The sequence below is a fragment of the Streptomyces decoyicus genome (assembly GCF_019880305.1).
Taxonomy (GTDB): Bacteria; Actinomycetota; Actinomycetes; order Streptomycetales; family Streptomycetaceae; genus Streptomyces; species Streptomyces decoyicus.
In genome coordinates this window covers 4533878-4553712 of sequence record NZ_CP082301.1, presented here as the reverse complement: position 1 = coordinate 4553712, position 19835 = coordinate 4533878, and the positions used below count along the sequence as shown (strand labels likewise).

Annotated in this window: 20 protein-coding genes and 1 tRNA gene; 14 read left to right on the top strand and 7 right to left on the bottom strand. The window is 70.0% G+C overall.

Annotation, left to right across the window (positions count from 1 at the left end):
- Positions 1-20: 20 nt before the first annotated feature.
- Entirely contained in the window at positions 21-584 is a 564-nt protein-coding gene (locus tag K7C20_RS20005) for a nucleoside deaminase (RefSeq protein WP_078953673.1), read from the top strand.
- Positions 585-663: 79 nt separating this feature from the next.
- Positions 664-750, top strand: a tRNA-Ser gene (locus K7C20_RS20000).
- A 178-nt stretch (positions 751-928) separates the two neighbouring features.
- Here K7C20_RS20000 and K7C20_RS19995 read toward each other — a convergent pair.
- Complete coding sequence (locus K7C20_RS19995) at positions 929-1606, bottom strand: GAF domain-containing protein (RefSeq protein WP_030084972.1); 678 nt, start codon at positions 1604-1606, stop codon at positions 929-931.
- 400 nt (positions 1607-2006) lie between these two features.
- Between K7C20_RS19995 and K7C20_RS19990 the strand changes: the two genes are divergently transcribed.
- Positions 2007-2222: a hypothetical protein gene (locus K7C20_RS19990; RefSeq protein ID WP_150127356.1), complete on the top strand. Its 216-nt coding sequence runs from the start codon at positions 2007-2009 to the stop codon at positions 2220-2222.
- Between the two features lie 292 nt (positions 2223-2514).
- Here the strand turns inward: K7C20_RS19990 and K7C20_RS19985 are convergent, their stop codons facing one another.
- Together K7C20_RS19985 and K7C20_RS19980 are read right to left on the bottom strand one after the other, a co-directional pair.
- The gene (locus tag K7C20_RS19985; protein ID WP_030084973.1) at positions 2515-3003 is read right to left on the bottom strand and encodes a hypothetical protein; all 489 of its coding nucleotides are present in this window, start codon (positions 3001-3003) and stop codon (positions 2515-2517) included.
- 33 nt (positions 3004-3036) lie between these two features.
- Positions 3037-3816: a DUF2127 domain-containing protein gene (locus K7C20_RS19980; RefSeq protein ID WP_030084974.1), complete on the bottom strand. Its 780-nt coding sequence runs from the start codon at positions 3814-3816 to the stop codon at positions 3037-3039.
- A 748-nt stretch (positions 3817-4564) separates the two neighbouring features.
- Here K7C20_RS19980 and K7C20_RS19975 point away from each other — a divergent pair.
- The 6 genes from K7C20_RS19975 to K7C20_RS19950 all read left to right on the top strand — a co-directional run bounded on the left by K7C20_RS19975 (position 4565) and on the right by K7C20_RS19950 (position 9439).
- Positions 4565-4729 carry a hypothetical protein gene (locus tag K7C20_RS19975; RefSeq protein WP_167352561.1) on the top strand — a complete coding sequence of 55 codons (165 nt, stop codon included), beginning with the start codon at positions 4565-4567 and terminating at the stop codon, positions 4727-4729.
- Positions 4730-4859: 130 nt separating this feature from the next.
- On the top strand, positions 4860-5153 hold the full coding sequence (locus K7C20_RS19970; protein ID WP_030084975.1) for a Dabb family protein: 294 nt from the start codon (positions 4860-4862) through the stop codon (positions 5151-5153).
- 211 nt (positions 5154-5364) lie between these two features.
- The gene (locus K7C20_RS19965; protein WP_030084976.1) at positions 5365-6174 is read left to right on the top strand and encodes an RNA polymerase sigma factor SigF; all 810 of its coding nucleotides are present in this window, start codon (positions 5365-5367) and stop codon (positions 6172-6174) included.
- 199 nt (positions 6175-6373) lie between these two features.
- Positions 6374-7210 (top strand): RNA polymerase sigma factor SigF, encoded by an 837-nt coding sequence (locus tag K7C20_RS19960; RefSeq protein WP_030084977.1) that lies wholly within the window; start codon positions 6374-6376, stop codon positions 7208-7210.
- A gap of 591 nt (positions 7211-7801) precedes the next feature.
- A complete protein-coding gene (locus K7C20_RS19955; RefSeq protein WP_053210609.1) occupies positions 7802-8659 on the top strand; it encodes a hypothetical protein in 858 nt (285 codons plus the stop codon).
- A gap of 306 nt (positions 8660-8965) precedes the next feature.
- On the top strand, positions 8966-9439 hold the full coding sequence (locus K7C20_RS19950; RefSeq protein WP_030084980.1) for a VOC family protein: 474 nt from the start codon (positions 8966-8968) through the stop codon (positions 9437-9439).
- Positions 9440-9604: 165 nt separating this feature from the next.
- Here K7C20_RS19950 and K7C20_RS19945 read toward each other — a convergent pair whose 3' ends face one another.
- On the bottom strand, positions 9605-10156 hold the full coding sequence (locus K7C20_RS19945) for a MarR family winged helix-turn-helix transcriptional regulator (protein WP_245171942.1): 552 nt from the start codon (positions 10154-10156) through the stop codon (positions 9605-9607).
- Positions 10157-10229: 73 nt separating this feature from the next.
- Here K7C20_RS19945 and K7C20_RS19940 point away from each other — a divergent pair, with 73 nt between their 5' ends.
- Together K7C20_RS19940 and K7C20_RS19935 are read left to right on the top strand one after the other, a co-directional pair.
- A complete protein-coding gene (locus K7C20_RS19940) occupies positions 10230-11582 on the top strand; it encodes an amidohydrolase family protein (protein ID WP_053210610.1) in 1353 nt (450 codons plus the stop codon).
- A 68-nt stretch (positions 11583-11650) separates the two neighbouring features.
- Entirely contained in the window at positions 11651-12418 is a 768-nt protein-coding gene (locus K7C20_RS19935) for an amidase domain-containing protein (RefSeq protein ID WP_222892637.1), read from the top strand.
- 82 nt (positions 12419-12500) lie between these two features.
- Here the strand turns inward: K7C20_RS19935 and K7C20_RS19930 are convergent, their stop codons facing one another.
- Positions 12501-12719, bottom strand: coding sequence for a hypothetical protein (locus tag K7C20_RS19930; protein ID WP_030084990.1), 219 nt, complete (start codon positions 12717-12719; stop codon positions 12501-12503).
- Between the two features lie 357 nt (positions 12720-13076).
- Here K7C20_RS19930 and K7C20_RS19925 point away from each other — a divergent pair, with 357 nt between their 5' ends.
- The 3 genes from K7C20_RS19925 (at position 13077) to K7C20_RS19915 (ending at position 17237) form a co-directional block, all read left to right on the top strand.
- Positions 13077-13550 carry a MarR family winged helix-turn-helix transcriptional regulator gene (locus tag K7C20_RS19925; RefSeq protein WP_048829870.1) on the top strand — a complete coding sequence of 158 codons (474 nt, stop codon included), beginning with the start codon at positions 13077-13079 and terminating at the stop codon, positions 13548-13550.
- Positions 13551-13561: 11 nt separating this feature from the next.
- Positions 13562-16165 carry an MFS transporter gene (locus K7C20_RS19920; protein ID WP_053210611.1) on the top strand — a complete coding sequence of 868 codons (2604 nt, stop codon included), beginning with the start codon at positions 13562-13564 and terminating at the stop codon, positions 16163-16165.
- Positions 16166-16394: 229 nt separating this feature from the next.
- Positions 16395-17237, top strand: coding sequence for a YceI family protein (locus K7C20_RS19915; RefSeq protein ID WP_053210612.1), 843 nt, complete (start codon positions 16395-16397; stop codon positions 17235-17237).
- Between the two features lie 65 nt (positions 17238-17302).
- Here the strand turns inward: K7C20_RS19915 and K7C20_RS19910 are convergent, their stop codons facing one another.
- Together K7C20_RS19910 and K7C20_RS19905 are read right to left on the bottom strand one after the other, a co-directional pair.
- On the bottom strand, positions 17303-18073 hold the full coding sequence (locus K7C20_RS19910; protein WP_030085000.1) for a TetR/AcrR family transcriptional regulator: 771 nt from the start codon (positions 18071-18073) through the stop codon (positions 17303-17305).
- Positions 18074-18217: 144 nt separating this feature from the next.
- Entirely contained in the window at positions 18218-19780 is a 1563-nt protein-coding gene (locus K7C20_RS19905) for an MFS transporter (protein ID WP_053210613.1), read from the bottom strand.
- Positions 19781-19835 lie beyond the last annotated feature (55 nt).

The window sequence follows — 19835 nt, the reverse complement described above, 5'->3', positions numbered from 1 at the left end:
GCGTCCCCGACACTGGGGACATGACCGTCCCCCCATCCGCCTCTCACCCCTCCCCCGCTCCCGACCCGCTGCGCGATCCCTGGATCGCACCGATGCGGCAGGCGCTGGGCGAGGCCGCCCGCGCCCCCGGGACCGGTGACGTCCCGGTGGGCGCCGTCGTGCTGTCCGCGGACGGCACGGTCCTCGGCACCGGCCACAACGCGCGTGAGGCCACCGGCGATCCGACCGCACACGCCGAGATCCTCGCGCTGCGGGCAGCGGCCCGGACCCTCCGGGAGCGGTCCGCGCTCCCGGAGCCCGCGGGAGGCGCCGGCCCGGGTGGCGGGCGCCGGCCGGGCGAGTGGCGGCTGACCGACTGCACGCTCGTCGTCACCCTCGAACCGTGCACGATGTGTGCCGGCGCGATCGTGCTCTCCCGCGTCGACCGGGTCGTCTACGGCGCCCGCGACGCCAAGGCCGGCGCGGCCGGCTCCCTCTGGGACGTCGTACGTGACCGGCGCCTCAATCACCGCCCCGAGGTCATCACCGGCGTCCTCGAAGCCGACTGTGCGGCCCTGCTCACCGACTTCTTCCGCGACCGCTGACCGGCGTTCCGCCCCCGCACGGGCCGCTCCCCGGAATCCGATTTCGGCGCACGGCCACCCGTGGGCTAAGCTCTCTCTCGGTAGCGTGTCCGAGCGGCCGAAGGAGCGCGCCTCGAAAGCGCGTGAGGGGGCAACTCCTCCGTGGGTTCAAATCCCACCGCTACCGCTCAGAGGGCAAGGGCCCCGATCTTTACGGATCGGGGCCCTTGTCGTTTCCGGGGCGCGTCGCACCCGAGGTCCGGCGCACCCGGGGTCCGGCGCAGGTCTCCTCAGGCCGCACACAGCCTCCGGTCACCGGGAACTCGCCCCTCCCACAGCGTGCGGAGACCGTGGGAAAGCGTCGATTACCTTTTCACGGCCAGGGCGACGCCCAGCATGCGTGCGAAAACCCCGACCATGGTCACGTCGTCCTGATGCAGATCTCCCGGCCTGAGGCCGTCGACCGCCAGGACCCCGAACGATTCGTCCCCGGCTTTCACCGAGCAGGCGATATAGGTCTTATAGCTGTCACTGTCGGGCTTTAACGCGGCAGGCAATTGGTCCACATTTTCCACGAACGTACTGGTGCCGTCGTCGAGCAGCTTCAATAACTCTTTTCCGCGGAGGTCGGCCTCCCGGAACGTCGTCACAGGCGCCACGTTCCTGCCCGACCAGAGGCTGTTACGGCACTTCACCTCACGCTGCCCGGACGGCGTACCGGGAACCTGCTCCAGAAAGCAGGCCCGTACATCCTGAGGACCGATCAGAGAAGCGGTGAGCGAGACGATCGCCTGCTTGGTCTGCTGCTGCAGTGCGGTCCGTTCGGCCTTGGTGGAACTCGAAACGATCTGGCCGAGGTTGGACGCCAGGGGAACGAGCACATCCTCAAAAGCGCGCCGCTGGTTCTTCGTCGCCGCCTTGGCGGCTTCATTTGCCGTGGTCACCCGACGGCTGGCCAACCACACCGTGGCGACCGTGGCGACCGATCCGACTCCCGTGATCACCCAGAACAACCATGTGGCCATGTCCAGCCCAATGACCATTTGAGCCACATATGCCAGGACCGCCAGAGCTCCGGCGGAAAACGCACCCCACCCCATATGCAACCCCCTCCCCTGTCCCCAACCCCAGGTTGCGTGTGCTGTCACGCACGATACACACAGAGTAGTCTCATCGGGCGAAAATCGTTTAGTTCCGGGCTGGTTCGGGTATCCCTCGGCTACTGTGTGATGCCGGATAAGGGCGATGTGCTCGGCTTGCACAGATGCACGTCGTGATGGGGCTGCTCGTGATCGCGACGCGAGCGGCCAGTGGCAGTGATCTCGCTGGGGGCACATATCGGCAGCTCGCGGCGGGTGTTCACCTCGGGGGTGAGGGATGGAACTTATGCCCGACCACCGCGGCAGACTCGCACGCGACGCAGAATCCGGGGGGGATTCAGTCATGAGTACGACGGCAGGTGTCTGGAACGGCGTGGCCTTAGAAACAGACCCGCGCATCGGGGAGTTTCAAGCCGACCCGGCCGCCTATATGAAACAGCACGCCGGAGCATGGCGTTCAGGTGACCTGGCGCAGGAACAGGCCCGCATCCTCAAGCAGAAGAACCAGTCTCTTCGGCTGGCGCTGAGGACATTGCTCGGCCGCCTCAGCAGCAAGTGACGCAGCCGAGGCGGTAGTCGGCCGGAGGTGGAGCGGAGGCCGAGTTGTCGTGGCATCCCGGTCCGGTGGCCGTGGCGCCATCGGACCGGTCGTTCGTCGCCGTCCCCCGTCATCAGCCGGCGTTCGTCGGCTTTCGTCGGCAGAGGGCAGCGCCCCCTGTTACGACCAGGAGGCGAGCCAATTCCCGGGAGAAGCCATCCCGTTGTTGCGCGCGAGGTGACAGACGGCAAAAAGCGGCGCGCCCGCCGGAACGGACGCGCCGCGGGGGCCTGAACGGCCCATGAGGCACTGATCAGGCGTCGCGACGGTTCCGCGCGCGGCGGAAGAAGCGCACGATCAGCCAGATCACCAGGATCATGACGACGAGGAAGAGGACGAACAGCACGATCAAGAAGATGCCGAGCTTCTTGAAGAAGCCGCCCTTCTTCTTCACCTTCGACTTCCACTTCGACGTCTTGGACTTCTTGGACTTGAAGACCGTCTTGACCGCAGTCGAGTGGTGCGTGCTGTGGTGGCGGTACGCGGCGGGCTGCGCGGGCGCGGCGGCGAGCCGGGAGGCATCCGCGCTCCGGCCCGGGGCGCTCGCGGTGGCCGTCACGCGTGCGCCGTCCACCGCGCTGCGGCCCGCCGCCGTTGCCGGTGCGACGGCCGCGGCCAGCAGGCCGACCAGCAGCGCCAGCACGACGGCCGGCCGCCGCCGGGTCAGGGGAGACCGCGGTCCCCTCCGGTCCGGCCGGGCAGCCGCGTGGGACGAATCGGTCTCGCGCGATACGGAGTTCATGGGCATTCTTCGGTTCCCCCTAGAGACGGGCGTTCAGCCATTATGGGCGGTGGCGGCCACTCCGGCCGAGGTCTCGACTTCGAGGAGGGAGGCGCTGTGCCGCTCCTCGTCGAAGGCGGCGCGGCCGCCCCTTAGCCCGAACAGCCGCTTGGTGAGCGCGATGTAGAGCACCGCGAGGATGTTGATCACCAGCGTGGCGATCTTGAGCCAGCTGACCTTCTCGGTCAGCTCGTAGATCTCCAGCGGCAGGAAGGCCGCCGTCGCCACCACCGTCAGATACTCCGCCCACCGCTTGGCCCGCCACAGGCCCACGCCCTCGATGATCTCCACCAGGGCGTAGACCAGCAGCAGCGCGGCCACCAGCAGCAGCGTGGAGTGGCGGTAGCCGAAGGTCTTCTGGATGGTGCCGACGACCGGTGAGTGGTCCAGGTCGTAGTGGAAATGCCGGGCCACCGGGCGGAGCACGGCGATGTACTCGTCGAAGAACCGGCGGACCGCGTCCTTACGGTTGCTGAACTGCCATACGCCGACCGCGGCCAGCACGATGAACACCCCGCGCACCGCGCGCTCGACGGCCAGGAACCGCAGGATGAACAGATCGCGCAGGACCTTGCCGCGCGGGACCAGCGGGGCGTCGGCGGCCGGCCCGGAGCCGTGCGGGTCACCGAGGGCGAAGTCGCCGCAGCGCAGACAGCGCCAGGCCTCGCCGAGAGCGGTGGCCGCGCGCAGCTTGTCCCGGAGGTGCTCCTCGCGCGGGAGGTAGGTGATGTGCCCGCGGCGCGCGCAGGTACGCCGGTCCCAGTCGATCTTCATCGTCGGAGCCTGTCTTCCTTTCGTCGTCCCACGCGGCCACATGCCGCGGTACGACACACTGCCGATGCGTCATGTGTCGTGTACATGATGCACGCTCCATGGCGACCAGGTACGTCGCGGCGCATGACGTCCAGGGTGCCCGCGTCGTACCGGGTGGGAGACGCGGGGTGCGTTCCTCTTGGTTGCGGCCGGCCCGCTGAAGAGGAACGCACCCCGCGGACGCGTGGCCGCGGGCTCCGGGGCCGCGTACGGCACGCGCGGCCGCCGCATGCGACGGAGCCCCGCCTCCGGGCCGTGTCCTGGGACCCCCCGTGGATTCCAGGGGTGGCGCGGGAGGCGGGGCTCCTGTTCGGTCGGGGGAAGCGGGCGTCAGGGGACGACCGCTCCCCCCGATTGCGGACCGAACCCCCGAATCCGCGCCACCGTCCCGCGGACGATCTTGGCGCGGACCCCGCAGAGAGGCCCTGGTCCCGGGCCCGTGGATTCCTGCCAGATCCACCGGGCCACCTCCTTCATGGTGCCTCGGGGAGGCCGCCCAACAGGCAGGCAAAGGGCCTCCCTTGGCAGGCCTTTGGTCCATAAAGTCCGGATCAGTGCCGGAGCCCGGGTGCCGCGGCCCGGCGGGGCCGCCCGAGCGGAGCCCGTAGGCCCGGCTCCCGCGATCGAACACGTGTGGTTACACTCGCCCGACTGCAACGGGGACGTGCAGGCATTGCCGGTAGGGGACTGCGTAGGGGAGACGGGACTGATGGCGCAGGCGAAGAAGATCGCGTTGTACATGATCATCGTCTTCGTGCTGTACACGATCATCACCTCCCCGCAGCGGGCCGCCGAAATGGTCCAGATAGGGTTCGAGGGCATATCGTCCGCCGCTCAGGGCGTCGGCCAGTTCATGACCCAGCTGATCAAGTAGGGATCGTCCGGTCCGACCCGGCGGGCCCTGGCGCCACCCGAGAGGCCGGCCCGCGATCGGCCGGCACCCCAGCCCGGCCCAGTCGGCCCACCGGACCGGCTGCGCCTCGTCCGCCGCACGGAGGCCCCCAGTGATCCGCCACCTGGTCCTGTTCAAGCTCAATGAAGGTGTCTCCCGCAACGAGGAGCGGGTGCAGGCCGGCGTCCGCGCGTTCGCGGCGCTGGAGGACGAGATCCCGGAGCTTACGTTCTGGGAGTGCGCCTGGAACATCACCGACCGCCCGATCGCCTACGACTTCGCGATCAACTCCGCCGTGGCCGACAAGGACGCCCTCAAGCGCTATATCGAGCATCCGGCCCACCAGGCGGCCGCTGCCCAGTGGCGCGAATTCGCCACCTGGGTGATGGCCGACTACGAATTCTGAGCCGCGGCACCTCCGTACAGCGCCCCGCCGAGCCCCTCGCCCCCTGCGGGCGGGGGGCTTCGCCGTACCCCCGGGCACCACCCGCCCCCCGGCCGCCCCGCACCCACTCAACTCTCTGTTCAACACGGCATTATGGGGTGCTTGCACACAGTGCACATGTCTTGTGATGCTATGACCGCTTTTGCCGGATACATGCACTGTGAAGGGTGGCGTGACCGTGACGGCCCGTACTGCGCCCAAGGCTCCATCCCGCGAGAGCCGAAGCGCGGACACGCGGGCGCTCACGCAGGTGCTGTTCGCGGAGTTGACGGACCTCGAACCGGGCACCCCCGAGCACACCCGGGTCCGTGCCGCGCTGATCGAAGCCAATCTGCCGCTGGTCCGCTATGCCGCGGCGCGCTTCCGCAGCCGCAACGAGCCGATGGAGGACGTCATCCAGGTCGGCACCATCGGCCTGATCAATGCGATCGACCGGTTCGATCCGGACCGGGGCGTCCAGTTCCCCACCTTCGCCATGCCCACCGTCGTCGGCGAGATCAAACGCTACTTTCGAGACAATGTCCGCACGGTCCATGTTCCGCGCCGCCTGCACGAGCTCTGGGTGCAGGTCAACGGCGCGACGGAGGACCTGACGGTGCTGCACGGCCGCTCCCCCACCACCGCCGAGATCGCCGAGCGACTGAAGATCGGGGAGGACGAGGTGCTGGCCTGCCTGGAGGCCGGCCGCTCGTATCACGCCACCTCGCTGGAGGCCGCCCAGGAGGGCGACGGCCTGCCCGGCCTGCTCGACCGCCTCGGATACGAGGACCCTGAGCTGGCCGGTGTCGAGCACCGCGACCTCGTACGGCATCTCCTCGTCCAGCTTCCCGAGCGCGAGCAGCGGATCCTTCTGCTGCGTTACTACAGCAATCTGACGCAGTCACAGATCAGTGCGGAGCTAGGGGTGTCGCAGATGCATGTCTCGCGGCTACTGTCGCGGAGCTTCGCCCGGCTGCGATCCGCAAACAGGATCGAGGCCTAACCGGGACGGGCGACCCGTCCCCGTACAGCCTGCGCAGATATGTCGACATGGCGCTACAGCGTGTTGCCGACATGTGACATTCTGCTGGAACCGCGTTTGCCGTAGCGCTGCCTCCGGTATTCAGGTGGAGGCATCACTCCTCGGTCCGCCCCGGTCCGAGGACGCCACAGCGACCCGACCGCGACCTCAAGGGGGTGGCATGTCCGTAGAACTGGGCAGCTCGAAGGTGCTTCCCGCGATTCCCGCGCCCGCACCGCACGTGCATGACGACGACGCCATCAACACCCGCACGCTCTCCCGCTCCCTGTTCCTGCGGCTGGCCTCGCTCGACAAGGACTGCGCGGAACGTACGTACGTCCGAGACACGCTCATCGAACTGAACCTCCCTCTGGTGCGCTACGCCGCGGCCCGCTTCCGCAGCCGCAACGAACCGATGGAGGACATCGTCCAGGTCGGCACCATCGGCCTGATCAAGGCGATCGACCGTTTCGACTGCGAACGCGGCGTGGAATTCCCGACGTTCGCGATGCCGACCGTGGTCGGCGAGATCAAGCGCTTTTTCCGTGACACGTCATGGTCGGTACGGGTCCCGCGCCGGCTCCAGGAGCTCCGGCTCGCCCTCACCAAGGCCAGCGACGAGCTCTCCCAGAAGCTGGACCGCTCCCCGACCGTCCCCGAACTGGCCCTGTGCCTGGGGGTGTCGGAGGAGGACGTGGTCGACGGCCTGGCCGTCGGCAACGCGTACACCGCCTCCTCGCTCGACTCCCCCTCCCCCGAGGACGACGGCGGCGAGGGCTCCCTCGCGGACCGCCTCGGCTACGAGGACACCGCCCTGGAGGGCGTGGAGTACCGCGAGTCCCTCAAGCCCCTGCTGGCCAAACTCCCGCCCCGCGAGCGCCAGATCATCATGCTGCGCTTCTTCGCCAACATGACGCAGTCCCAGATCGGCGAGGAGGTCGGCATCTCCCAGATGCACGTCTCCCGTCTGCTCACCCGCACCCTGGCGCAGCTGCGCGAGGGCCTCATCTCCGACTGAGGAACGGTCCGCCGAGGGGCTGCAAGGCGCTCAGCGTCGCTCGGCGGACAGTTGTAAAGCTTCGGAGAGGAAGGGGCGGGGCGTGGCGCGAGAGGCGCGCGCCCGGCCGCATGAGGGACGGCACGAGGCTCGTGAGCGCGTTCGGGCGTTTTATGTCGGGCGTTTTATGTCGGGCGTTTTATGTCGGGCGTTGTGCGTCGTTCCGGGTGTTCCGGATGTTCCGTTGGTGGATTGCCCTCCGTGCGTCGCCCTCTTTGGGTACCTGTGTTTGGGTCCCTGTCTTTGGGTCCCCGTGTGTGGAACCCCGTCTGTAGGTCCCGTCTGGGGGGCCTTTCGTGCGCCCCCGTCCGTGGCTCCCACGTGGATCGCCGAACGCAGCCCGTGGACCGAGAACTTGGTCCGGCCTTGACCGCCCGCCCTCCTGCCCGTCCGTCGCCCGTGAGGGTCAACCGGCCGACGCCGTCAGCAGTGCGCCCGGCCACGGGGGAGCAGGCTGTCGATCGCGTGCCCCATCGCGTCCTCCCCGGATCGCCGAGGAATGCGTCCGGCCGGCCTCTGTACACCTGATGCACCGTCAGCAACACTGGCGCGATGCGACGGACGACGACTGTGGCCTCCGCCTCTGCGGCCGTGCTGTGTCTGGGTGCGCTGCTCACCGGCTGCGGGAGCGCGGCCGGCCAGGGCTATGTCGCGGTGGGCGCGGCGGGCCCCGCCGATGGTCAGGCGCCGACCCGGGCCGTACCGCCTGGCGATGGTGTGGAGCTGACGCCCCTGGACGGCGACGGGGGCCGCAGGGGCGGTAGCGGAAGCGGCAGTGGCAGTGGCAGTGGAGACGGGGACGGCAACGGAGGCAGTGCGCCTGCTGGGCGGCCCGGATCCGGGTCCCCCGCCGGATCCGGCGGGGGCGAGGCGGCCGACGGCTCAGGAGCCCCCGGCAGCCCCGGTGCGTCCGGAGCCTCGCCCGGCCCCTCCGCACCACCCGCCGGAGCGCACTCCGGTCACGGCGACGGCGCCACGTCCCCGGGCTCACCGGACTCACCGGACTCACCCAACTCCCCCAGCCACCCCGGCGGTTCCACCCCGCCCCATGGCTCTCCCGCCCCGGAGCCGCCCTCCCCCACCATCCCGGCCGGTGCGGACGCGCCTGCCGGTCTTCTGATCGGCAAGCCCGCTCTCGCCGGCACCGACGTCCGCTGGTGCCAGAAGGTCACCCTCGACTTCCTCAACAGCGGCGACCGGCCCGTCACCGCCGGAACCGTCACCTTCGGCACCCACATCATCGGGGCCCTCGGCATCGACTGGGCGACGATCACGTCCACCCACGAACTTCCGCTGCCGCTCGCCCCCGGCAAGAAGAAGACCGGCACCTGGCGGGTGTGCGTGGACGGCTGGCGGGTGCCGCTGGGCATGCACCTCGACACCAAGGACGTCACCTTCGGGTGGAAGTGAGGCCGCTCGCGAAGGCCGTCCCGCACCCGGGCCCGGTCCGCGACCGTCCCGCTTCACCGCCGCCGCCGTCACCGCCACGGTTGGCCCACTCGCCGCTGCCATCGCCGCCGCCATCGCCCCGTCGTCGTCACCGTCGCCTTCGTAGTCGGCCTGGCCGAAAAACGCCCCCACAGGGCGAGCCGAATCGCGTCCCTGGAGGTGCGACCCGAACCGCGTCCCTGGATAGCGATGAGTTCCGAGCGGTGCGACGGTCTTAGGAGGCACAGACGCTGCCACCGGCAGCGACCCCGTCTCAGGGAGAAGACCATGCCCAAGATCATCCCCAACCTCTGGTTCGACACCCAGGGCAAGGAAGCCGCGGAGTTCTACTGCTCGGTATTCCCGGACTCGAAGATCAAGAACGTCACCTATTACAACGAGGCAGGCCCGCGACCTGCGGGGACCGTACTGACGGTGGAGTTCGAGCTCGACGGCCAGGAGTACATCGCGATCAACGGCGGCCCCGAGTTCACCTTCGACGAGGCCATCTCCCTGATGATCAGCTGCGCCGACCAGGGCGAGATCGACTACTACTGGGCCAAGCTCTCCGAAGGCGGCGAGGAGGGCCCCTGTGGCTGGCTGAAGGACAAGTACGGGCTGTCCTGGCAAGTGGCGCCCGGCGGCATGGCGGAGATGCTGAACGACCCCGACCAGGCACGTGCGGCCCGCGCCATGCAGGCCATGTTCGGCATGAAGAAGATCGACATCGCCGCGCTCCAGGCCGCGGCCGATCAGGCCTAGAGGCCCAGGAACAGCCCAGGCATCGGCTGTGCGCCGCGAGAGCCCCGGGCCGGCCACGGTCCGGGGCTCGCCGCCGCACCGGGAGCGGCTACCGTCCCAAACTCGCCGCCGCGCCAGGAGCGGCTACCGTCCCGGACTCGCCGCCGCGCCCCCGGCCGCCGCGCCTCAGGACCGGCTGCGATTGCGTCCCGTGCGCAGCGGGCGCGGTGCGGGGAGGCGGTGTACGCCCACGTCCCGCAGCGCTCGGGTGGCCGCGTTCACGGCCGTGGGGGACGCCTCGGCGAAGACCGCCTCATGGGCGTCTGCATTGACGCGGACGGCACGCTCGGCGGTCCGTACCCCGTCCGGTGTCAGCCGGATCATGGTGCTGCGGCCGTCGTCCGGTGAGGGCTCGCGGAGGACGAGCCCGCGGCCGGTGAGGTGGTTGACGACGTTGCTGATGCCGCCGGAGGACAGCAGCAGGGACCGGGCCAGTTCGTTCGGCTTCATACGGTACGGCTCACCGGACCTGCGCAGGGCGACCAGGATGTCGAACTCGGCGACGGTCAGGCCGAGTTCGGGCAGTACACCGCGGGTGGCCGCGTCCAGGGCGCCGGCGAGCTGCGTTATCCGTTTCGACAGTTCCGTCGTCGGGCGGAGCACATCCGGCAGCTCGGTGCGCCATGCGCTCAGCAGCGCATCGACGGGGTCGGGTACTGGTCCGGATGCTGCGGTCACTTCGGCAGGATAGATCACCACCATGATAGCTTTCTATAAAGCTTTCTTCCGAACGTGTAGAGGGTGACTTGCCATGGAAAACGAGCGCCACCACACACCGCGACTGCTTCTGCGCGGCGGCCTGGTCATCGACACCGCCCCCCACCCCGTCGTCCACCCGCACACCGACGTCCTCATCGAGGAGGGCCGGATCGCCGCCGTGGGCCCCGACCTGCCCCTCGACGACTCCGATCCCGGCCTGGAGGTGATCGACGCCCGCTCGATGGTCGTGCTGCCCGGGTTCGTCGACGCCCACCGGCATCTGTGGCAGGGGGTGCTGCGGTCCGCCGCGGTCGACGCGAGCCTGGACGGCTACTTCAGCCGGGTCCTCGGTGAGCTCGCCGGCCGCTTCACGCCCGCCGACGTGCACACCGGCAATCTCCTGGGCGCGCTGGACTGCCTGGACTCGGGGATCACCACCGTCCAGGACTTCTCCCACGTCCAGTACTCGCCGGAGCACACCGCAGCCGCCGTCGAGGCGCTCGAGGAAGCGGGGATCCGTGCCGTCTTCGGCTACGGCTACCCCGTCTTCGACGAGTCCGCCCGGCAGGCCGACTGGGTCCGCAAGGCCCGCACCGCGCACTTCCCGTCGCGCGGTGCGCGGGTCACGATGGCCCTGGCCCCGGTCGGCCCCTCCTTCACGCCACCGGAGGCCGTACGGGAGGACTGGCTGCTCGCCCGCGAGCTGGGGCTGCCCGTCGCCGTCCATGTGAGCGCCGGGCCGGTGGCGATGCGGCCGGTCAGCGCCCTCCGGGAACAGGGGCTGCTCACCGCCGGCACCCTGTATGTGCACGGCAATTCGCTGCCCGACTCCGAGCTGCGGCTGATCGCCGAGTCCGGCGGGGCGGTGGCGATCACGCCGGCGATCGAGGCCTCGATGCGGTTCGGCGCACCGATGGCGGGACGGCTGCGCCGGGCGGGCATCACCACGGGGCTGGGCGCGGACGCGGTCACCTCGGCGCCGGGTGACATGTTCTCCCAGATGCGCGCCGCACTGATGAGCAGCCACTTCGACGGCGACGGAGACGGAGACGGAGACGGAGACGGCGCCAACGGCGGGTTCGCGCTCAAGGCAGCCGATGTGCTGCGCATGGCCACCGCCGAGGGGGCCGCGGCGCTCGGCCTCGGCGAGGAGGTGGGCTCACTGGGCGTCGGCAAGCGCGCCGACCTCGTACTGCTGCGCGCCGACGCACTCAACCTCGCCCCGGTGGCGCACGATCCGGTCGGCGCGGTGGTGACCGCCGCACACCCGGGGAACGTCGATACGGTCCTGGTGGACGGGCGGGCGGTCAAGCGCGACGGGCGGCTGCTGTACGCGAACCTCGGTGGCGTACTGGCCGAGGCACATCGGGCGGCGGAGCGGCTGGTGGCGCCCGGCTCCCGGTAGGCCCGTGGCCGAGCTTGGCGGACAGAGGCGACAGCCCGCGCCCATCGGCTCCGGTGGGCGATGACGGCATGCCTCTCGAGTGCCCCGCCCCGAACGCGGCCGCGGACAAGCAGCAGGCGTACAACGACATCGTCGCCGTGCGCGAACAGGCCCTGCGGCAGGCGACGGAAGCGGACGAAAAGACAGCGGCCGAGCTGTACCGCCTGGCAGGCACTGTCGGCATCAGCGGCCCGGACAAGGCACTCAAAGAGCAGAACCGCGCCTCGCATGTCGAGATGGACATGCTCGCCGCCGACATCCCGAAGGCGAACACCGACCCGGCCGCGGTACGTGCCTGGTGGAACGGGCTGAGCGAGAAACAGCAGTACGACATGATGCGGGCCGAGCCCGTAAAACTCGCGCAGTTGGATGGCATCCCCGAGAACGCGAAGCGTGAAATGCGCGGCACGGACGGGAAGTTCGACCGGGTGAAGATGGTGGAGTACGCGCTGGAGAACTGGAACAAGAAGGACCCGATCCAGTTCGACAACAACTGCACCAACTTCGTCTCCCAGGCGCGACCACGCAGGCATGCAGAAAAAGATCGACCCTTGGTCAGGGTCCCGGGGCGACGACACATGGGGAAACACCGGCGGCATCGGCATCGACTCGGTCGACGCGAGCCTTTACTACTCCCAGACCTGGGCCGGAGCGGAGAACCAGCAGAACTTCATGCTCAAGCACGGTGGGGAGGAAGTCCCGCAGTACCGGGCGCGCCACCGCCCGGGAACTCCGTTTCTGCGTCCACCGACTGTGGGAAGCACTGCGGGTCGCGGCGAGCAGGGGCGGGCGCGTGAAGTAACCGTCGGCAGAAAGGTCAAGGGCCCGGCACAGCCATGCCGGGCCCCGTACACAGGAAGACGACTGCGGGGAAAGGCGTTACGCCAGCGCCAGCCACGCCGCGCCCGCGACGACCAGAACCGCGACGATCACGCCGACGATGACGCCCACCCGGGGGCCGGCCGACTGCTGGGGGGCCGGTGCGCGGCGGCTGCCGGCCTGCGGGGTGCCGCCCTCGTCCACGAAGGCCCGGAACATCTGCGTGCTGCCCGCCGGGTCGTAGTTGCCGCCGGCCTGGTTCTGCGGGTTGGTCGCCATGGGGAAGGACCCTAGCGAACCGGGGGCGGAGGGGCACCCCTGGGGCAGGTATGCGGCGCCCGCGAAGGCGCCTACGGAGCGGGGTCGGGCCGCGTACGGCGCGTCGCCGGGAGTGCGGCCGGGTCGTCTGGGGGTGTCCCGCTACCGACCAGTATCGGCCAGGGGCCACCGTCCGGGCCCTCACCTGCGCCTTTACGGGGGATCTTGCACCCATTGACCATCCCCCGGCGCAGACTTTTGGCTCCCTTTACTTCAACTCTGGACGAATCGTTTGCCTTCAGCAACCAACTTTGCTTATGGTTGCCCCAAGCAACAAAAGATGTTGATGCGATGTGCGATGGATGCGTGGAGGAGCTCGTGGCCGCCCACAGTCAGTACGAGGAGCTGGCCAGGCAACTCAGCGCCATCGGTGCCGTCAAGCGCGAAATGGGGCGGATGCTGCCCCAGGACTGCCCGCCCGCTTCGGCCGGGGTGCTCACCCTTCTCGACCGGCACGGCGAGATGCGGATGAGCCAGCTCGCCGAGCTGCTCGCCATCGACATGTCGGTGACCAGCCGGCATGTCGCCCACGCCGCCGAGCGTGGCTGGATCGAGCGGAAGCCCGATCCCGCGGACAAGCGGTCACGGCTGCTGCGCCTGACCCCGAGCGGCACGGCACTCCTGGAGGAGCTCGCCGAGCGCTACACCGCAACGCTCGCCCGGTACTTGGACGACTGGACCGACACCGACGTCGGACACCTCGTCGAACTGCTCGCCAGGCTCCGCACGAGCTTCGGCGACTGCCGCACCCGGGCGCATCACGACTCCACCACCCGTACACCCGCAGGATGAAAAGGAACTACATGGCTACGACCACACCAGCCGGTGTGCGGGGCGGCCACGCCAGGCATGGAGGCGGACACCACCACGCCTCCGACGGGGCCCCTATGACGCACCGTCAGATCATGGAGGCGCTCTCCGGGCTGCTGCTCGGCATGTTCGTCGCCATTCTGTCGTCGACGATCGTCTCCAACGCGCTGCCCGAGATCATTCATGACCTCGACGGCGGACAGAGCGCCTACACCTGGGTCGTCACCGCCTCGCTGCTCGCGATGACCGCGACCACCCCGCTGTGGGGCAAGCTCTCCGACCTGTTCAGCAAGAAGCTGCTGGTGCAGTTCGCGCTGATCATCTACGTCGCGGGCTCGGTCGTGGCCGGTCTCTCGCAGAACACCGGCATGCTGATCGCCTGCCGTGTGGTGCAGGGCATAGGCGTGGGCGGTCTGTCCGCCCTGGCCCAGATCGTGATGGCCGCGATGATCTCGCCGCGCGAACGCGGCCGGTACAGCGGATACCTCGGCGCCACCTTCGCCGTCGCCACCGTCGGCGGGCCGCTGCTCGGCGGTGTCATCACCGACACCGACTGGCTCGGCTGGCGCTGGTGCTTCTACGTCGGTGTGCCGTTCGCGATCATCGCGCTGATCGTGCTCCAGAAGACCCTGAAGCTGCCCGTCGTCAGGCGCGAGGGCGTCAAGGTCGACTGGGCGGGCGCCTTCTTCATCAGCGCGGCGGTCTCGCTGCTGCTGGTGTGGGTGACGCTGGCCGGTGACAAGTACGACTGGATGTCGTGGCAGACCGCCGCGATGGTCGGCGGCGCGGTCGTGCTCGGCGCGATCTTCGTCTTCGTCGAGACCAAGGCCAAGGAGCCGATCATCCCGTTGCGGCTGTTCCGCAACAAGACGATCACCCTGGCGTCGGTGGCCTCGCTGTTCGTCGGTATCGCGATGTTCTCCGGCACCGTGTTCTTCAGCCAGTACTTCCAGCTGGCGCGTGGCAAGTCGCCGACGATGTCCGGTGTGATGACGATCCCGATGATCGCCGGTCTGTTCGTCTCCTCGACCGTCTCGGGCCAGATCATCACCAAGACCGGCCGCTGGAAGGCCTGGCTGGTCTCCGGTGGCGTGCTGGTCACCGCGGGTCTCGGCCTGCTGGGCACCATCCGCTACGACACCGAGTACTGGCACATCGCGATCTTCATGGCCCTGATGGGTCTGGGCATCGGCATGATGATGCAGAACCTGGTGCTCGCCACGCAGAACCAGGTGGCGCCCGAGGACCTCGGTTCCGCCTCGTCCGTCGTGACCTTCTTCCGTTCCCTCGGTGGTGCGGTGGGTGTCTCGGCCCTCGGTGCGGTGCTCGCCAACCGCGTCACCCACTACGTCAAGGACGGCCTGGCCGACCTCGGCCCCAAGGCCGCCAAGGCCGCCGCCCACGGCGCCGGCAACAGCGGCGGGGGCATCCCGGACCTGGACGCCCTCCCGGCGCCGCTGCGCACCGTCATGGAGAGCGCCTACGGCCACGGTGTCGGCGATGTGTTCCTCTACGCGGCGCCCTGCGCGCTGCTCGCCTTCCTCTTCACCCTGTTCATCAAGGAGGTCGCGTTGAAGACGCGTGGCGGACTGTCCCAGAGCGCCGAGAGTGCCCAGGCCGCGGCCACCCCGTCGGATGCCGTCGTCCCGGACCCCGCCGCCGCCGCGGCGCTCGAGGAGCTGGAGCCCGCCCTGGTGGGCGCCCCCTCGGTCGCCTCCGACGACGACGTGCACACGCCCTCCTGGGCGCAGCCGGCCGCCGCGCCGGCCACCCAGCCGCTGGCGGCGTACGCCTCGGCCGGTGGCGGTGGCACCACCCCGACCGGTTCCGCGATCCACGGCTTCGTGCGCAATGCGGAGGGCCACCCCGTACCGCGCTCCGCGGTGACGCTGATCTCGCTCAGCGGGCGTCAGCTGGGCCGCGCGGTCGCCCAGGCGAACGGCTCGTACGCGCTCGACGCCCCCGGCGCCGGTTCGTACGTGCTGATCGCCGCGGCCGACGGCCACCAGCCGCAGGCGTCCACGGTCGTCGTCGGCGACCAGCCGTACGGCTACGACATCCTGCTCAGCGGCACCAGCGGCCTCGGCGGCCAGGTCCGCAGCGCGGCCACCGGCGAGCCGGTCGACGGTGCGATGGTCGTCGTCACCGATGTCCGCGGCGAGGTGCTGGCCACCGGAAGGACCGGCGCCGAGGGCTACTTCTCCTTCGACGAGCTGGCGCCCGGGACCTTCACCGTCGCCGTGAACGCCGCGAACCACCGCCCGGCCGCACTGCCGGTCGAGATCGGCGGCCAGGGCACGACCCGGATCGAGATCGAGCTGCTGTCCGGCGCGCGGGTGCAGGGCATCGTGCGGGCGGGCGGCCCGGACGGCGCCCGCCGCCCGCTGCCCGACGCCCGGGTCACGCTGGTGGACGCGGCGGGCAACGTCGTGGCCACCTCGACGACCGGCGAGGACGGCGCCTACGCCTTCACCGACCTGGACGCCGGCGACTACACGGTCATCGCGAGCGGCTACCCGCCGGTCGCCACCGGCCTCGTGGTCGATGCCCGCGGGGTCGACGGCTACGACGTCGAGCTCGCCCACCCCGGGGACTGAAACACCCCGGGCCCGGGGATCCACCCGGGAGCAATACCCCGGAACGGGGCGCGCGTTGAGCGGATACGCGCCCCGGGCCGGACCCCAGGGCTCCGGCGGCGGCGCTGCGCACAGGCAGGGGACGGCCTGCACGCCGCCGTCCGGAGCCCGACACTCCCCCAGGCTCTCGGCTCCGAGACGCTCTCGGCTTCGAGCAGGGGGCACCACCAGGCAACAAACGGGAGAGGCAATGACTTCGACGGGCGCGGGAGCTGCGGGACTGAGGGCCCAGGTCCGCACACGGGACGGCTGGGCGGTCCAGCACGCCGTGCTGACCGTCACCGATATGACGGGCGCACAGGTGCTGCGCGCAGCGGCGGACGACGAGGGTGCCGTCCGCAGCGAACAGCCGCTGCCCGCCGGCCCTTACACGGTCATCGTGACGGCCGTCGGCTATGCACCGGTCGCCTCCACCGCGATCGTGACGGCGAGCGGCCGGATGGACGTCGGCAGTGTCGTCCTGGCCCGGCAGGGCGGGGCCGAGCTGCCGCCGCCCGGCGCCTGGACCATCGACCCGATGCACTCGACGGTCGCCGCGGTCGCCCAGCACCTGGGGATCTCCAGCGTGCACGGCCGGTTCACCGAGTTCAGCGGCCGGATCGAGATCGCCGAGGACCTGTCCGCCTCGCAGGTCGAGGCGGCCATCAAGGCCACGTCGATCGACACCGGCAACGGTATGCGCGACGGGCATCTGCGCTCCGAGGATTTCCTGAACGTCGAGGAGTTCCCGGAGATCACCTACCGCAGCTCGGGCCTGGCACCGGCCGGCCCGGACCGCTGGACGGTGCACGGCGAGCTGTCGCTGCACGGGGTCGTACGCCCGGTGGACCTCGACCTGAGCTACCTCGGCACCGGCCCCGACCCGTGGGGCGGGGTGCGCGCCGCCTTCCGCGCCACCGCGGAGCTGCGCCGCGAGGACTTCAAGATGAACTACAACCAGGTCGTCGCGGCCGGTATCGCGGCGATCGGCACCACCCTGAAGGTCGAACTGGACATCCAGGCGGTGCAGGGGGAGATCCTGCCGATGGGGTGAGCGCCCCTGGACACACAGGCATGCGGGAGAAGGCCCCGGGCTGCTGAGCCCGGGGCCTTCTCCTGTCAGCCCTCCGGCCGGTCCCGCATCGCCTCGATCCCCGCGATCTGGAGATCGAGGGCGAACGCGAAGTCCCGGTCCAGCATTTCCACCACGCTGCGGCCCCGGCGGACCTCGCCGACCCGGGTGGACGGCTCCAGCATCTCGGCGAACTCCGGCCGGTCCGAGAGCGCGGCGACGACCTGCTCGAAGTAGTCGTCGAGGCTCATGTCGGCGGCGCGGCAGCGGGCCTCGTGGGTGGCCCGGATCGTCGAGAAGCCGTAGACGAAGTGGAAGAGGGACGCCAGCGCACCGGACGCCTGGTCTGCTGCCAGGCCGCTGCGCCGCATCACCCGCTGGGTGGCGTTGGAGAAGGCCGTCGAATACGGGCCGATGTTGATGAACTCGCCCAGCAGCCGGGCCGCCCAGGGGTGGCCCAGCAGCATGTCGCGGTAGCCGAAGGCGAGCGTGCGCAGCTGGTCGCGCCAGTCGGCGCCGGCGTCCGACTCGTCGGGCAGGTCCATCTCTCCGGCCACCGCGTCCACGGCCAGTTCCAGCAGGTCGTCCTTGGTGTCGACGTACCAGTACACGGACATCGCGGTGACGCCGAGCTCGGCGGCGAGCCTGCGCATCGAGAACTTCGACAGGCCCTCGGCGTCCAGCAGCCGGACCGTCGCCGCGACGATCTTGTCGAGGTCGAGTCCGGCCGGCTGCTCCGCCTTCCGTTTGAGCGGGGGCCGTTCGGTCAGCCAGACGCTGTTCGGCCGCTTCCTGGCGCGGTCGTCCGTCGCTGCCATGGCGCCCCTCCCTGTCCTGAGCGTCGTCGACGTCGTGGGTGGCGTCGTCGAGGTCGGCTTCGGTGTCGTCCGTCGGTGACGGCACGTACGGGTGTCATACGTGCCGCCGGTACGTGCCGTTCACGATCACATACCGGGCCGATGCTATTCCGCCGCGGCAGCGGCCGGTTGCGAACCGGGAGGCGCTGCGAGCGGCTCCGCCTCCTGGCCGGTGCGCTCCGCCCGGCGCAGCAGGACGGCCGCGACCAGCCCGCCGAGGAACACCGCGGCCGCGCCGACCAGCTGGCTGGTGCCGATGCCGGACGCGAAGGCGTCGTGGACGGCGGTCCGTTCGGCGTCCGTTCGGGTGCGGGCGAGTGCCGCGGACAGCGACCCGGCACCCGCGGCCGCCGCCGGAAGCAGCGCCACGAAGCGGGAGTTGAGGACCGCACCGAGGACGGCGACGCCGAGACCCTGGCCGAATTCCATCAGTGTGCCGTTGACTCCGGCCCCCACTCCGGCCTTGGCCGGCGGGATCGCGGACATGATGGCGTTGGCCATCGTGGGCATCGCGAGCGCGATACCGACGCCCATCACGACCAGGCCGAGCAGCATGCCGCCGTAGCCGGCGCCGCCCATCAGGGAGACGGCGGCCAGGCCGGCCGCGAGCAGCGACATCCCCGAGACGATCATTCCGGGGGTGCCGAACCGGGGGATCAGACGGGCGCCCAGCCCGGTGAAGTTGATCAGGATGACCGTCACGGCGAGCGGCGCCATCCGCAGTCCCGCATCCAGCGGGCCATAGCCCAGTACCAGTTGGAGATGCTGGGTGAGCAGGAACATCGAGCCGCCCATCCCGAAGGCGACGAGGATGCCGCCCGAGACGGCGCCGATGAACCGGCGGTTGCGGAAGAAGTGCATATCCAGCATCGGATGCGGGACGTGCAGTTCCCACAGCGCGAAGGCGGCGAGCCCGATGACACCGATGGCGGCGGAGATCAGCACCCGGCCGGACAGCCAGCCGTCCATCGGCCCGGAGATGATCGCAAAGACCACTCCGACCATGCCGATCACGGACAGCAGGGCGCCCAGCAGGTCGAGGGGGGCACCGCCGCGGCTGCTGGACTCGGGCACCAGGAAGACGACGGCGGTCAGCGCGATCACCGCGACGGGGAGGTTGACCAGGAACAGCGAGCCCCACCAGAAGTGGTCGAGCAGCGAACCGCCGATCAGCGGGCCGGCGGCGAAGCCGAGGGAGTTGACCGAGCTCCAGATGCCGATGGCCCGGGGGCGCTCCTCGTCGTCGAAGATCTGCATGACGACGGCGAGGGTGGTGGTCACCAGCAGGGCGCCGCCGATACCCATGCCGGCGCGGGCGGCGACGAGCTGGCCGGGCGACTGGGCGAGCGCGGCGCCGAGCGAGGCGACCCCGAACAGCGACAGGCCGACGACCAGCATCTTCTTACGGCCGTAGCGGTCGGCGGAATTGCCCGCGGTGAGCAGCAGGCCGGACTGGACCAGCGAATACGCGTTGATCATCCACTGGACGTCGGCGGTGGTCGCGCCCAGGTCCTCGGTGAGGGAGGGGATGGCGACGTTCAGGACGGTGTTGTCGAGGATGACCGTCAGCTGGGCGAGGCAGATGACGGCGAGGGTCAGCCACCGGGTGGCGGACCGGCCCGGTGGCTGGAGGGCGGTGGAGGTGGCGTCGGAGGCCACGGAGGACATACGGGCTCCCAGTACGGTGCGGGCGGTGACTTACACCGTACAGGGAGAGCTATAC